Raw genomic sequence first — 13,713 nt, 5'->3', positions numbered from 1 at the left:
CAAAGCTTGTGTTTTGTGCTGCAAGTACATAGCATAAGGCTTTAATTATAAAAAATAATAACGACCAAATAATTGCCGCTTTTTGGGACTGGAATATATGCGAATTACTCCTTTATCTCTGTTAATTTCAGCTAGTTTGTTAGCTAGTAGTGCATTTGCACAAGACACTGCTACAGTAACTGGAATTGAGTCAGAGATTAGTGTTAAACAGACAGAATACGATAACTCGACAAGAATACTTGAAAAACATCTTAAAGAAGAAAGTCAGTTACAAAATCAATTAGAGCTACTTCGTTCTCGTTCTACAGAGCTAGATAAAGAAAAAAACCAAGCGCTCGATGCGATGAACGAAATGTACCGTCGTTTAATTGATGATCCAACTATAGATATTAGTGCAGCACAATCGCGCTATCAAAAAGCTGTGGTTGATCATAAGCAAAACAAAGATGATATTTCTATGCAGTTGGCGGCAATTGCATCCCACCGTAAAGACATCGAACAAATCCGCGTGGCTAAACACACGCTTTTAAATACGCTAGAGAGCTTAAAAGAGCAGTTAACTACAGCTCGAGTAGAGCGCTTACGCAACGAGTTTACGCGTGAAGGCACACTTGAAGTTAACCACACTATTAACTGTAAGCGCACCGAAACACTTGCGGCATGTGAGCAGCGTGGCCAGCAAATGGGCTTACAAAAAGCAACTAAGCGCTTTGTAGATCAAATATTTGCAAACTTAACAGAAGAGCGCATTGTTGAGCCAAAACGCAACTTAGCCGGCGCTCAAGTGCAAATTTTAAGTAGCCACGTAGTAAATAGTGCCTTTAGCGGGCAAGGTAATTATAACGTTAATTTAAGCGTTACTATGCGCGGCGAAGTAAATAGCAGCCGTTTATGTAGCTTATTAAGTATTGATAACCGTTATTGCTCTGAATACGGCACGCCACTTTCAGCAGCTTACCAACCAGCTTATGGCACAACATTTACTGATAGTCAGTTAACATTCAGTAATACCAAGGATAATGCCAGCACAGTTTCGGTTTCTCGTTTAAATGAACAACCAGTGCGCGATTATTCAATTAAATCAGCGCCGGTAAAAAGAGATTACTCTAGCATTACTAATAAAAAGCAGGATCAAACAGTAGAGCTAACATTACGCTCTAATGTATATGATGACGAAGTGTTTATTGATGGTGTTAGTTTTGGCTCTACACGTTTAATTACGCGTTTACCTCGCGGTGTGCATAACGTTGAAGTACGTAAGTTAGGCTATAAACCGTTTCAGGTTCGTGTGGATCTTAATAAAGCACAAACTATCCATGCAAATTTAGTAAAAAAGCCTGAGTCGATTGCTGCACCGACCTACACTCGTGAGCAACCAGAAGTTAAAACTCGTCAGGTTAGTGAAAACGTTAATGTACTCAATACAAACGTAAATACGCCTATAGTAGTTATTCCTGCGGGCAAATTTAAAATGGGCGACATTAATGGCAATGGTTTAGCCAATGAACGTCCTGTAATTGAAAAAGTAATAGCGAGTTCTTTTGCTATGCAAAGCAAAGAAGTAACCGTAGGAGCCTACGAAAAATTTGTAGCTAATACTGGTTATAAAACGCAAGCAGAGCAAAATAAAGGGTGTGCGTATTATTTAAATGGCGAACCAGTATGGGAAGCTAATTTAAACTGGCGCAACCCAGGTTTTGAGCAAGGCAGTGATTTTCCGGCTGTATGTTTAACTTATAACGATGCTAAAGCATATGCTGAGTGGTTATCAGGTCAAACAGGCCAACAATTTCGTTTACCAAACGAAGTTGAGTGGGAATATGCAGCACGCGCAGGAACTGAAACAGAATACCCTTGGGGTAACGAAATTGGTAAAAACTTAGCAAACTGTGGTTGGTGTGGTAGTGAATGGTCAAACAGACGCGCAGCACCGGTAGGGTCTTTTTCTCCTAATGCATTTGGATTATACGATACCGTAGGCAATGTATGGGAATGGACTAAAAAAGAATCTGGTGAGTCGGATGTAGCGGTAAGAGGCGGAGCGTGGAACTTTGCACCAAGCCTTGCACGTGCATCTACGCGTTTAATTTTAGCGCCTGACTTTAGATCTAACTACATTGGTTTTCGCTTAGTTCGCGAACGATAAAAACTCAATAAGGAAGCTTTGCTTCCTTTTTTCACAAATTTACAAAGGCAGCTGCGCTTTATATTGCTCATCTATTTAAGCATGTTAAAGTGAGGCAGCTAATATAAGAACGTATTTCAAAGGTCATCCAGCCTCATGTTTAAAAAACTCCGTGGTATTTTTTCTAACGATCTATCGATCGACTTGGGTACAGCCAATACCCTCATTTATGTTAAAGAAGAAGGTATTGTTTTAAACGAACCTTCAGTTGTTGCTATTCGCCAAGAGCGAGCTGGTGGACCTAAAAGTGTTGCATCTGTAGGTACAGAAGCAAAACAAATGCTAGGTCGTACGCCGGGTAATATAAAAGCAATCCGCCCAATGAAAGACGGCGTAATTGCCGACTTTTATGTAACAGAAAAAATGTTACAACACTTTATTAAGCAAGTGCACAACAACAACTTTATGCGCCCAAGCCCGCGCGTACTCATTTGTGTGCCTTGTGGTGCTACTCAGGTAGAAAAACGCGCAATACGCGAATCTGCAATGGGAGCTGGCGCTCGTGAAGTTTATCTAATTGAAGAACCTATGGCTGCGGCAATTGGCGCAGGCTTACCTGTATCTGAAGCTACAGGCTCTATGGTTGTTGATATTGGTGGTGGTACAACTGAAGTTGCTATTATTTCACTAAACGGTGTTGTTTACTCATCATCAGTACGTATTGGTGGTGATAAATTTGACGAAGCAATTATTAATTATGTGCGCCGTAACTTTGGTAGCCTAATTGGTGAAGCGACAGCCGAAAATATTAAACATCAAATTGGCTCTGCGTTTAAAACAGATGAACCAATTGAAATTGAAGTACGCGGACGTAACCTTGCAGAAGGTGTTCCACGCTCATTTACGCTTAATTCTCACGAAATACTAGAAGCATTACAAGAGCCATTAATGGGCATTGTAAGTGCGGTAATGGTTGCGCTAGAGCAGTCGCCACCAGAGCTTGCTTCTGATATTTCGGCACATGGCATGGTACTTACTGGCGGTGGCGCATTATTAAAAGATTTAGACCGTTTATTAATGGAAGAAACGGGTATTCCGGTTGTTGTTGCTGACGATCCACTTACTTGCGTAGCACGCGGTGGTGGTAAAGCACTTGAGATGATCGATGTTCATGGTGGTGATGTTTTTAGTTACGACTAATGAAATTAATGTTTGGACGCACAGTCTCTTTGCAACTGCGACTTTTTGTCGCAGTGCTTTTGAGTATCGTACTCATAGCAGGAGACAAATATACACAAGGTGGGACGGTTGTCCGTACTAGTCTTAATACGCTTGTAAGCCCTCTAATTTACGTTGCTAATTTACCCTACGAATTATTTAGCTTAGGTGCTAAAAGCCTGCACACACGTGATCAACTACTTACCGAAAATGAAGCGCTGAAAAAAAAGCAAATGCTTCAAAGCGAGCAATTGCAGCAGTACCAATTTTTAGCGAGAGAAAATCAAAAGCTACGTGCTTTGTTAGGCTCATCGGCTAAGCAATCTAATCGTAAAATTATTGCTCAAGTACTCTCGGTACATTCAAACCCTTACAGTCATCAGGTTGTTATTAATCGTGGTACTACTGATGGGCTCAGTGAAGGGCAAGCTGTAATTGACGAAATGGGTGTAGTGGGGCAGCTTACTAAGGTGGGTTCAACTACGTCACGCGTTTTACTAATGACCGACACAACGCATGCAACGCCTGTACGCATATTACGAAACGATGTACGTACCGTGGTTGAAGGCATAGGTAAAATTAACGTCGTTAAGCTTTCTCACGTGCCGCACAGTTTAGATGTACGAATTGGTGATGTACTTGTTACATCTGGCTTAGGCGGAACCTTCCCTGAGGGTTACCCTGTAGCGGTAGTCACTGAGATAAATCGTGATGAAGGACGCCCATTTGCGCAAGTATTTGCAGAGCCTATAGCGCAGCTAGACCGGATTCGATTACTTGTTATTTTATGGCGTAATCAACAGGAGCAAATCAACGATGATTAACCGTTATTCATTGTTAATTGCACTGAGCATCTTTTTTGCTTTAATAATGGCATTAATGCCACTGCCATTTTCATTTGAACCATTTAGACCTGACTGGGTTTTACTTGTGCTTATGTATTGGTCACTGGCTGTACCGCACAGATTAAATATTGGCACAGCTTGGGTTGTTGGCTTACTCATAGATTTAGCGTCAGGTTCTCCGCTTGGCGTAAACTCGCTCACATTCTCAGTATGTATATTTGTTACCGCGAGTAACTTTCAAAAAATTCGTAACTTCTCGCTTTGGCAACAAAGCCTACTGATTGGTTTATTTTTAACGCTGTATCACTTAATGCAGTTTTGGCTAAATCACTTTTTGTTAGGGGTTTATTTTAATCCTCAGTATTTATGGCCAGTAGCAACCGGTATGGTTAGTTGGTTTTGGGTATTTTTACTACTTCGCAAATATCGAAGACACTTTAGGATCAGGTAATGACTTGTGCAGTATATTTGGCATCAGCCTCCCCACGTCGTAAAGAATTATTAAGTCAGTTAGGTATCGAGTTTACACAATTTAGTGTTGATGCCGATGAAAGCCCATTACCAAACGAACAACCTAGACCCCTTGTTGAACGCTTAGCAAGGTTAAAGGCACAAAGTGGGGTTGCACTTGGTTATACCGACCGCCCAGTACTAGGCAGTGATACAGTGGTTGTTATCGATAATCAGTCACTTGGTAAACCACGTGATAAAGACGATTTTACAGCCACTTTAAAACGCCTTTCAGGTAATACACATCAGGTGTTAACTGCCGTTGCATTTGCTAGTGAAACTGACGTCGTTAGCTGCGTAGTAAGTACCGATGTAACCTTTAAAACATTAACCGATCAAGAGATAAATGACTATTGGGAGTCAAAAGAGCCACAAGATAAAGCCGGTGGCTATGGCATCCAAGGGTTAGGTGGTCGCTTTGTAACTCACATTGCGGGTAGCTATTTTGCCGTAGTAGGCTTACCTTTATACGAGACCGAACAATTATTACAAGCATTCTTAAGAAGGTAGCATGAGTACAGAATTACTAATAAATGTCACGCCAAGTGAAAGCCGTGTTGCCCTGATCGAAAATGGTGTACTTCAAGAAATCCAATTAGAGCGAATTGGGAACCTCGGTATTGTAGGCAATATTTACCTAGGAAAAATTAGCCGTGTTTTACCCGGTATGCAAGCTGCATTTGTAGATATAGGCCTAGATAAAGCTGCTTTTTTGCACGCATCAGATATTGTAAACAGTGCCTCAATTGTTGAAGGTGTTGACGACGAGCCTATTAAAAAAGTACAAGATATTCGCGAGCTTGTCCGCCAAGGGCAATACATTATGGTACAAGTGGTTAAAGACCCATTAGGTACTAAAGGCGCAAGGCTCACCACCGATATCACTATTCCATCTCGCTACTTAGTATTTATGCCAGATGCTACCCATGTAGGTGTAAGCCAGCGTATAGAAACAGAAGAAGAGCGCTCACGCCTTAAAAAAATAGTTGCTGAATATGGCGACGATAATGGCAGCTTTATTGTGCGTACTGCTGCCGAAGGGGCAAGTGAAGAAGAGCTACGCCACGACGCTGGTTTTTTAAGAAAGCTTTGGGAGAGAATTACTTCTCGCAGACAAAAAACCAGTAAAGCCAGTATTTTGCATGAAGATTTAACGCTCGCTTTTAGAACCCTACGTGATTACGTAGGTGAGGACATGGAGCGTATTAGAGTCGACTCAAAGCTGACTTATGAAGAGCTAAAGTTATTTACAGAAGAGTTTGTACCGCTGCTTTCTCAAGTTTTAGAGTACTACCCGGGCGAGCGACCTATTTTTGATTTGTTTGATGTTGAAACAGAAATTCAAAAAGCACTACACCGTAAGGTAACGCTTAAATCGGGTGGTTATATTATTATTGACCAAACTGAAGCGATGACCACGGTTGATGTAAATACGGGGGCATTTGTAGGCCATCGTAATTTAGAAGAGACTATTTTTAATACCAATGTAGAGGCAACGTCTGCAATAGCACGTCAGCTTAGACTGCGTAATTTAGGCGGTATTATCATAATCGACTTTATTGATATGGTAAGTGAAGATCATAAGCGCCGTGTATTGCACTCTCTTGAGTCAGCGCTTGCAAAAGATCGCACTAAAACAAATATTAATGGCCTTTCTGCGCTTGGCCTTGTTGAAATGACACGTAAACGAACGCGTGAAAGCTTAGAACATGTTTTGTGTGATGTTTGCCCTGCGTGTTCAGGACGCGGCTCGCAAAAAACAGTCGAGACCGTTTGCTACGAAATTTTACGTGAAATAGTACGTGTAAACCGAGCTTATGCAGCCGACAAGTTTATGGTTTACGCGGCACCAGCAGTGAGTGAGGCATTACTGAATGATGAGTATCATAACCTGGCTGAGCTTGAACTATTTATAGGAAAGCAAGTCAACATTCAAACAGAGAGCTTATACAGCCAAGAGCAGTTTGATGTGGTAATGATGTAATGAAAGCAAAAGCGGTCTGTTTTTTTTGTTTTAGAAAGTTATGGCAAACCTGCGCCATAATTTTAGTATTACTGGCCGTTATTGTTTCAATCTTAAAGTACACACTTCCTTATGCGAACGACTACAAAGGAAATATAGAAACCTACCTTCACGATAAGTTTGCAATTAGTTTATCAATAGGCGAAATATCTGCAAGCTGGCAGGGTAATGGCCCTGCTCTTGTGCTTGAAGATTTATCGTTTAAAGATAACGAAACCGCCCCTATTTCACTCACCATTGCTAAGACTAGCCTAGAGCTTAATTTGTGGGAAAGCTTAAAATCCTTTCAGCTAAAGTCTAATTACTTTGTTATTAATGGTTTTCATACAAGCGTAAAGGTCGAAAATTTATTACAAAGCAATGATGAAGAAGAAGTATCGTTTGAGCAAAAAGAGCTAATAGAAGAGCTGTTTTTAGGTGAAACAGGCCACTTTGCAATAGAAAACTCTAGTATTAGTTTTATTTTAGAAGATGGTAAAGAACGTAAACTACTTTTAAAAAATATTGTATGGCAAAACGAAAATGAGCATCACTTAGGCAGTGGAAGTTTAGCGCTACCGGGTATTTCCGTTGGAAACTTTGATGCACGCATCGCACTTACTGGCGATACTATTGAGCAAGTAGCAGGCAATATGTATGTAAACGCTAATAAGGTCGATGTATCTAATTGGCTAGCGCAATACATTAATACTGAAAAACAGCAACTGCACAGTGATATTAATTTACAAGCTTGGCTAAAATTAAATAAAGGCCTTGTGAGCGACATAAAAATGCAGTGGCTACCTAGCTTTGTGCGCTGGCAACGAGAAGATCAAAGTCAGCAAGTAAGCCTAAGCGAAGGTGGTTTTCATTTATACCCCGAGCAAAATAGTTGGCATTTAAAAAGTACCGGCTTAACGTTTAATAGTAACGATAAAGCATGGCCAAGCCTTGAGTTTGAAGCGCAACTAGGTAAGCAAAATAAAGTATGGCTTCAGCAAGTTGATTTAGAGCTATTAAGTAATTTGGCAGGGCTCAGTAACTTTAATGATCTAGAGGCGTTACTTTCGCGCCAACCAAGTGGGCAAATAGATCAAGCTTATTTAAGCTTTAGCGGTGCACAGCAATGGCAGTTATGGTTTGAGGCAAACAATATAGGCTGGCAAGAGTTAAACTCTGTGCCAGCAGCACAAGCACTTAGAGTTGATGGATTGCTTACGCAAAGCCGCGGCCGAATAAACCTATTTGGCGAAAACGGTACGCTGGTTACAGGTGAGAGCTTTAGTGACGATATCAATTATAATCAACTCAATGTTGAGCTTGATTTAGCTAAGCGTGCAAATGGCTGGCAAATAAACAGTGACAATATTTGGTTTGATAATAACGAAGTGACACTCGCCGCTGAGTTACAAGTCAGTTTAGGCGATGATCCTCGTTTAGATCTTTACGCTGAAGCATTTGCACCTGATGCCAAAATTGCAGGGCATTACTTTCCATTAAAAGCAATGAGCCCAGGCTTAGTGAGTTACTTAAATGGTGCAATTAAAGAGGGCGAAGTATCTAAAGCGCAAGTACTGTTTGCAGGGCCGCTTTCAGGCTTTCCATTTACAGATGGTAGTGGGCAGTTCGATGTTTTAGCACAAATAGATAACGCCACTTACCAGTTTGATCCAAACTGGCCTACGGTCACTAACGCCAACATACAATTACATTTTGCTAATGAGCGAATGGACATTTATAGCCAGCAAGGCCAATTAGTTAATTTAGAGCTCGGTAATAGCGTAAAAGTAAGTATTGCCGATTTAATGAATGCCGATGAACTAATAGTACAAATTAATAAAAAAGCGCCAATGGAAAAGTTACATGACTTTTTTTCTGCCACCCCAATAGCAAACCCCCTCGCTAATATTTTTGACGTTGTGCAAGGAAAAGGCGAAGCCGAGGCCAGTATTGAGCTATTAGTTGGTGATAAACTTAAAGGTGGCGCGAGCGTTAGTGGCAAAGTGGCACTTAAAGACTTACCACTTTACATTGCAAATCCAGGCATTGAACTTAAAAAGCTAAATGGCGAACTGACTTTTAAAAACGACAATATTCGTTTAAATAACGCCACTGCAACGTGGCTTGGCATGCCGATAAAAATTGATTACAACAGCCAAAGTGAAGCAAAAGATTACACCGCAAATATTAATATTAAAGCGCAACTAGATGCAGATACGTTAATCGCTAAAGCCCAAGGCATATTAAAAGGCTACTTAAGCGGACAAACTGAGGTAGATATTGGCCTTACATTAAACTTTACCGAACAAGGCTTTAATTACCGCGCTCAAGTAAACTCTGAACTACTGGGTTTAACGAGTACCTTACCCGCGCCTTATAACAAAACTAGTCAGCAAGTTTGGCCGCTTGATGGGGTAGTGCAAGGTGATGATATTTCCAACCTAATCACTGCTAATGCTAACCAACAGCTATTTTTTAATGCTATTTTAGAAAGTGGGAAGCCACAGTTTAGCAATGTTAACATTGTATTAGGCAAGCAAGATTTAGGGCTTAATCAAAAAGATTTAAGTGTAAATATAAACCTTGAACAAACCGCACTATCCCCTTGGGTAGATTTAATAGATCAAATTATAAATGCCGCACAGTCTAAGCCCGATAAGCAATCACAAGGTATTATGCCGCCACTTAGCGAAGTCGTTGCAAATATTAATTTACTTGATGTAAGCAATATTATTTTTAACGATTTTGAAATGCGTTTAGCACCGGTGCAAAGCGACTTATTTTTAAAATTAAACGCTAAGGAACTGCGTGCGGGGGTATACATTCCTACATCACAACCTAGCCAGCCAATTAGAATTAACGCTGACTACTTAAGGCTTAATTTTGCTGAAAAAGTAGAGAAAATAGTTGAAGTAACAGATGTACTGCCAAAAGAAGATTTAAATTGGCTTACCAAAGTGCCTGCGATTGAGTTTGAATGCAGTGATTGTAAAATATCGAGTTACCAGCTAGATAAAGTGAGCGCGTCGCTTGTTGGCGATGGTAAGCGTTTATCAATTTCGGAGCTCGTAGTTGATAAAGGCGATCATATACTTCGCACTAATGGTCAGTGGCAAAACGGATTAACACAGCTCAGTGGGGAGCTTAAAAGTGATGATATAGGTGCGCTGTTTGATGAGTTTGATATAACCACAGCCATTAAAGATTCTAAAGCAGATCTTAATTATGACCTTACTTGGCAAGCAGCCCCCTATGATTTTGATGTTAAAAGCCTAAGTGGCGAGGTAGATTGGAATTTAGGAGAGGGGCACTTAACTGAAATTAGTGATGGCGGCGCTCGAGTATTTTCATTGCTTAGCCTTGATTCGTTAGTGCGTAAGCTAAAGCTTGATTTTAGAGATGTATTTTCAAAAGGTTTTTTTTACAATAGCATGCAAGGTACTATGCAATTAGAAGACGGCATTGCTTATACAAAAGATACTAAAATGGATGGTGTACCCGCCGATTTAACTATTAAAGGCTATGCAAATTTAAACACCCTCGATATAGATTATGACCTAGCAGTAGCACCGCAAGTTACCTCAAGTATTCCTGTAATAGTGGCTTGGATGGTAAATCCTGTGACGGGGCTTGCAGCACTGGCTCTTGATAAAGTAATTCATTCAGCCAGAGTGATCTCAGAGATCAATTTTAAGGTGACAGGTAAAATGAACGATCCGGTGGTACAAGAACTTGATAGAAAAAGCCGTGAAGTTACTTTGCCACAAGCGGCCCAAAACCAACCTCAAGCATCTACAGAGCTACGCCTAAAAGACGCAGAACTATCGGCAACGCAATGATTGAACACTCACCATGTATAGTTGCGCTACAAATGTGCTCTGGTTTAAATGCAGATGATAACATGCGTGATTTGGTTAGTAGTCTTAACACACTGCCCGCAGCACGCCCTATGCTGGTGTGTTTACCTGAAGCTTTTTTAGTTTTTAGTAAAAGTGGTCACGATACCTTAGCCGTTGCTAAAAAAGCCGAGCATTACAAACAGCAGCTAAGTGCACTTTGTAAAGAGCATAATATTTGGTTGAGCGCAGGCACAATGCCACAGCTTTATAATGAGCATAAATATTTTGCTGCCTCACATTTATTTAATAGCCTGGGTGAGTGCGTGGCAACGTATAATAAAATTCACTTGTTTGATGTAAACGTTGCAGATCAAACGGGTAGTTACCGCGAATCAGATTTTACTCAAGCAGGTAATGAAGTCGTCGTTGTAGACTCTCCCTTTGGTAAAATTGGCTTAACAGTATGTTATGATCTGCGTTTCAGTGGGTTATTTAATGAACTTGCTCGCCAAGGCGCTGAGATTATTTTAGTACCCAGTGCCTTTACAGTCCCTACCGGGCTCGCACACTGGCAGCCGTTATTAACGGCGCGTGCAATAGAAACACAATGTTATGTAATTGCCGCTGCGCAATACGGAACACATCAAAATGGCCGACAAACCTATGGCCACAGCATTATTATTTCACCGTGGGGCGAGCAACTTTCAGTGCTGCCAAGCGGAGTTGGGTTTATAAGCGGTCACGCTGATTTAAACCAGTTAAATAAAATTAGAAGAGATATGCCTGTGCAATCTCATCAACGATTTAGAGAGCATTTATTATGAATTCGGTTGAACAGCATTTATTACACGACAGCCAGCTAAATCGAGAAGAACTCGAAAAAACGCTTGGCTATATTCATCAGCATAAAGTGGATTACGCCGATTTATACTTCCAATCAAGCCATCACGAATCGTGGGTTCTTGAAGACGGTTTAGTTAAAGAAGGCTCATACAATGTTGAACGTGGCGTAGGTGTACGTGCAGTAAGCGGCGAAAAAACAGGTTTTTCTTACTCTGATGCAATAAATCTTGAAGCACTTAATAAAGCGGCTACTGCGGCTCGTAGCATTGCAGATGCTGGCGAAGATAAAGCAATAAAAGTATTTAGTGATGTAAAAGCAAAAGAGCAATTTGCGCCGCATCAACCAATTTCAAGCATGAGCGATAACGACAAAGTAAGCTTATTACGTGAGCTTGAAAATTACATTCGTGAACTTGCACCCGATGCAGAGCAAGTAATTAGCTCAATGTCAGCAGTGTACGAAGAGGTATTGATTGCTGCAAGCGACGGTACATTTGCAACCGATATTCGTCCTCTTATTCGTTTAAATTGCTCAGTACTGCTTGAAAAAGACGGCCGTCGTGAACGCGGTGGCGCAGGCGGTGGTGCGCGTTTAGATTACGGTTATTTTAAAGAATTAGTTGATGGTAAACCGCGTTGGATGGAATTTGCAGAAGAAGCGGTACGTCAAGCTAAAGTAAACCTTGAAGCTATTGATGCACCAGCAGGTACGATGGAAGTTGTACTTGGCAATGGATGGCCTGGCGTGCTTTTACACGAAGCAGTAGGGCATGGCCTTGAAGGCGACTTTAACCGTAAAGGCGCATCAGCATTTAGCGGCAAAGTAGGGCAAAAAGTAGCGTCAGAGTTATGTACCGTTGTTGATGATGGCACAATGGCAGACCGCCGAGGTTCACTAAATGTAGATGATGAAGGTACACCGGCTGCATACAATGTACTTATCGAAAATGGTATTTTAAAAGGCTACATGCAAGATAAGCTAAACGCACGTTTAATGGGTGTAAATCCAACCGGTAACGCACGTCGTGAGTCTTATGCGCATTTACCAATGCCTCGTATGACTAACACCTACATGTTGGGTGGAGAGCATAGCCAAGCCGATATTATCAGCTCAGTTAAAAAAGGCGTTTTTGCACCAAACTTTGGTGGCGGACAGGTAGATATTACCTCAGGTAAGTTTGTATTTAGCGCATCAGAAGCGTATTTAATCGAAAATGGTAAAATTACACAGCCAATTAAAGGCGCAACGCTAATTGGTAACGGCCCAGAGGTTATGCAGCAAATTTCTATGGTGGGTAACGACCTTGCGCTTGATAAAGGCGTTGGTGTATGTGGTAAAGAAGGCCAAAGCGTACCAGTAGGCGTGGGTCAGCCAAGTCTTAAAATTAATCAGCTTACTGTTGGCGGTACAGCTTAAATATTGCCAAGCGCGAAGTGAATTCGCGCTTTTTTTGACGAAGGTAAAGTTTAGGCTTTTCCTTCATCCTCTTTATTTTTTTCAGCCTCTTCGTACCATAATGCAAAAAAACACTCTGTTAATTTGTGCTCAATTTCAAGCGCTTTATCGGTTGGGCAAAATAGCGTAAAGCTTGCTTTAAATTCACCTAATTCAGTGGTGCCAAAATGTATAACAGGCTCTGGTCCTGATATTTTTGCATCTAACTTTCGTTCAATCATTGAGTTATAGCGACTCGCTACTTCTTCAAATTCTTCGCAGTATTGTTTTGCTTTTTCAGTGAGTAAGCTGTGAATGGGGTAGGGATTAAAGCTCTCTCTGCGCACAATAGTAAAGTGATGGGTTGCAAAGCGTTTTACAAAGTTTAAGTTTTTAATAGAGCTGGTAATAAGCTTATTATTTGGAATATAAATAGTCTTTCTTGAAAACTGATATGTATGTATATCAATTTCATGCATAGTGGTTTTTATCCAATCGGTTTCGGCTACTTCACCAAAATAGTCACCTACTTGTATCCAATCTCCCACTCTAAATGGGCGTGTTGTGACAAGGTAAAAAAAGCCGATAACACATTGAATAAACTCACGTGTTGCAAGCACAATAGCAACAGCAAAGGCTGCAATTGAAAGAGCAAAATTTTGAATTTCAGTCGACCACACAAATAATAGCGATAGCACCATTACAAAGTTAATAAAGTGCTTAATATTGTGTGATATATACCTAATGTCTTTTTCTTTTTTTTCAGCACGGTTTTTTGCTAGCTTATCTACAAGTACTTTTAAAATAAAAGCAATAACAAGTAAAACGAGCGAAATAAGAAACGGGTGCGACAAAATATCTTTGATCATAAATTCCAAAACACGAGTAAATCCAAA

At 40.7% G+C, this 13,713-nt stretch carries 10 protein-coding genes; 9 read left to right on the top strand and 1 reads right to left on the bottom strand.

Going from position 1 to position 13,713, the window contains the following annotated elements; translation table 11 throughout:
* The first annotated feature begins 97 nt into the window (after positions 1-97).
* The 9 genes from CWC11_RS09710 (at position 98) to tldD (ending at position 12,799) form a co-directional block, all read left to right on the top strand.
* Positions 98-2,146 carry an SUMF1/EgtB/PvdO family nonheme iron enzyme gene (locus CWC11_RS09710; RefSeq protein WP_138682530.1) on the top strand — a complete coding sequence of 683 codons (2,049 nt, stop codon included), beginning with the start codon at positions 98-100 and terminating at the stop codon, positions 2,144-2,146.
* Positions 2,147-2,281: 135 nt separating this feature from the next.
* A complete protein-coding gene (locus tag CWC11_RS09705; RefSeq protein ID WP_002958401.1) occupies positions 2,282-3,325 on the top strand; it encodes a rod shape-determining protein in 1,044 nt (347 codons plus the stop codon).
* Positions 3,325-4,167: a rod shape-determining protein MreC gene (gene mreC, locus CWC11_RS09700; protein WP_171038414.1), complete on the top strand. Its 843-nt coding sequence runs from the start codon at positions 3,325-3,327 to the stop codon at positions 4,165-4,167. The genes CWC11_RS09705 and mreC overlap by 1 nt, the downstream gene beginning before the upstream one ends.
* Positions 4,160-4,639, top strand: a complete 480-nt coding sequence (gene mreD / locus CWC11_RS09695) for a rod shape-determining protein MreD (protein ID WP_002958403.1) — start codon at positions 4,160-4,162, stop codon at positions 4,637-4,639. The genes mreC and mreD overlap by 8 nt, the downstream gene beginning before the upstream one ends.
* Positions 4,639-5,208 (top strand): Maf family protein, encoded by a 570-nt coding sequence (locus tag CWC11_RS09690; RefSeq protein WP_138682529.1) that lies wholly within the window; start codon positions 4,639-4,641, stop codon positions 5,206-5,208. Before mreD ends, CWC11_RS09690 begins: the two co-directional genes overlap by 1 nt.
* 1 nt (position 5,209) lies before the next feature.
* A complete protein-coding gene (rng, locus tag CWC11_RS09685; RefSeq protein ID WP_058547573.1) occupies positions 5,210-6,682 on the top strand; it encodes a ribonuclease G in 1,473 nt (490 codons plus the stop codon).
* Complete coding sequence (locus CWC11_RS09680; protein ID WP_138682528.1) at positions 6,682-10,539, top strand: YhdP family protein; 3,858 nt, start codon at positions 6,682-6,684, stop codon at positions 10,537-10,539. The genes rng and CWC11_RS09680 overlap by 1 nt, the downstream gene beginning before the upstream one ends.
* Positions 10,536-11,363: a carbon-nitrogen hydrolase family protein gene (locus CWC11_RS09675; RefSeq protein ID WP_138682527.1), complete on the top strand. Its 828-nt coding sequence runs from the start codon at positions 10,536-10,538 to the stop codon at positions 11,361-11,363. The genes CWC11_RS09680 and CWC11_RS09675 overlap by 4 nt, the downstream gene beginning before the upstream one ends.
* Positions 11,360-12,799: a metalloprotease TldD gene (tldD, locus tag CWC11_RS09670; protein WP_138682526.1), complete on the top strand. Its 1,440-nt coding sequence runs from the start codon at positions 11,360-11,362 to the stop codon at positions 12,797-12,799. The genes CWC11_RS09675 and tldD overlap by 4 nt, the downstream gene beginning before the upstream one ends.
* Positions 12,800-12,849: 50 nt before the next feature.
* On the opposite strand, the gene CWC11_RS09665 is transcribed toward tldD, so the two are convergent.
* Positions 12,850-13,686: a mechanosensitive ion channel family protein gene (locus CWC11_RS09665; protein ID WP_138682525.1), complete on the bottom strand. Its 837-nt coding sequence runs from the start codon at positions 13,684-13,686 to the stop codon at positions 12,850-12,852.
* Positions 13,687-13,713 lie beyond the last annotated feature (27 nt).

Origin of the sequence: Pseudoalteromonas sp. S3178, assembly GCF_005886985.1 — a bacterium.
In the GTDB taxonomy this organism is placed as follows: Bacteria; Pseudomonadota; Gammaproteobacteria; order Enterobacterales; family Alteromonadaceae; genus Pseudoalteromonas; species Pseudoalteromonas carrageenovora.
Note: the sequence above shows the minus strand (reverse complement) of the source record. Positions and strands in the feature narration are given on the sequence as shown.

Coding starts and splice junctions, on each gene's coding strand:
- CWC11_RS09710 (WP_138682530.1), top strand. CDS start 98: ATGCGAATTACTCCTTTATCTCTGTTAATTTCAGCTAGTTTGTTAGCT.
- CWC11_RS09705 (WP_002958401.1), top strand. CDS start 2,282: ATGTTTAAAAAACTCCGTGGTATTTTTTCTAACGATCTATCGATCGAC.
- mreC (WP_171038414.1), top strand. CDS start 3,325: ATGAAATTAATGTTTGGACGCACAGTCTCTTTGCAACTGCGACTTTTT.
- mreD (WP_002958403.1), top strand. CDS start 4,160: ATGATTAACCGTTATTCATTGTTAATTGCACTGAGCATCTTTTTTGCT.
- CWC11_RS09690 (WP_138682529.1), top strand. CDS start 4,639: ATGACTTGTGCAGTATATTTGGCATCAGCCTCCCCACGTCGTAAAGAA.
- rng (WP_058547573.1), top strand. CDS start 5,210: ATGAGTACAGAATTACTAATAAATGTCACGCCAAGTGAAAGCCGTGTT.
- CWC11_RS09680 (WP_138682528.1), top strand. CDS start 6,682: ATGAAAGCAAAAGCGGTCTGTTTTTTTTGTTTTAGAAAGTTATGGCAA.
- CWC11_RS09675 (WP_138682527.1), top strand. CDS start 10,536: ATGATTGAACACTCACCATGTATAGTTGCGCTACAAATGTGCTCTGGT.
- tldD (WP_138682526.1), top strand. CDS start 11,360: ATGAATTCGGTTGAACAGCATTTATTACACGACAGCCAGCTAAATCGA.
- CWC11_RS09665 (WP_138682525.1), bottom strand. CDS start 13,686: ATGATCAAAGATATTTTGTCGCACCCGTTTCTTATTTCGCTCGTTTTA.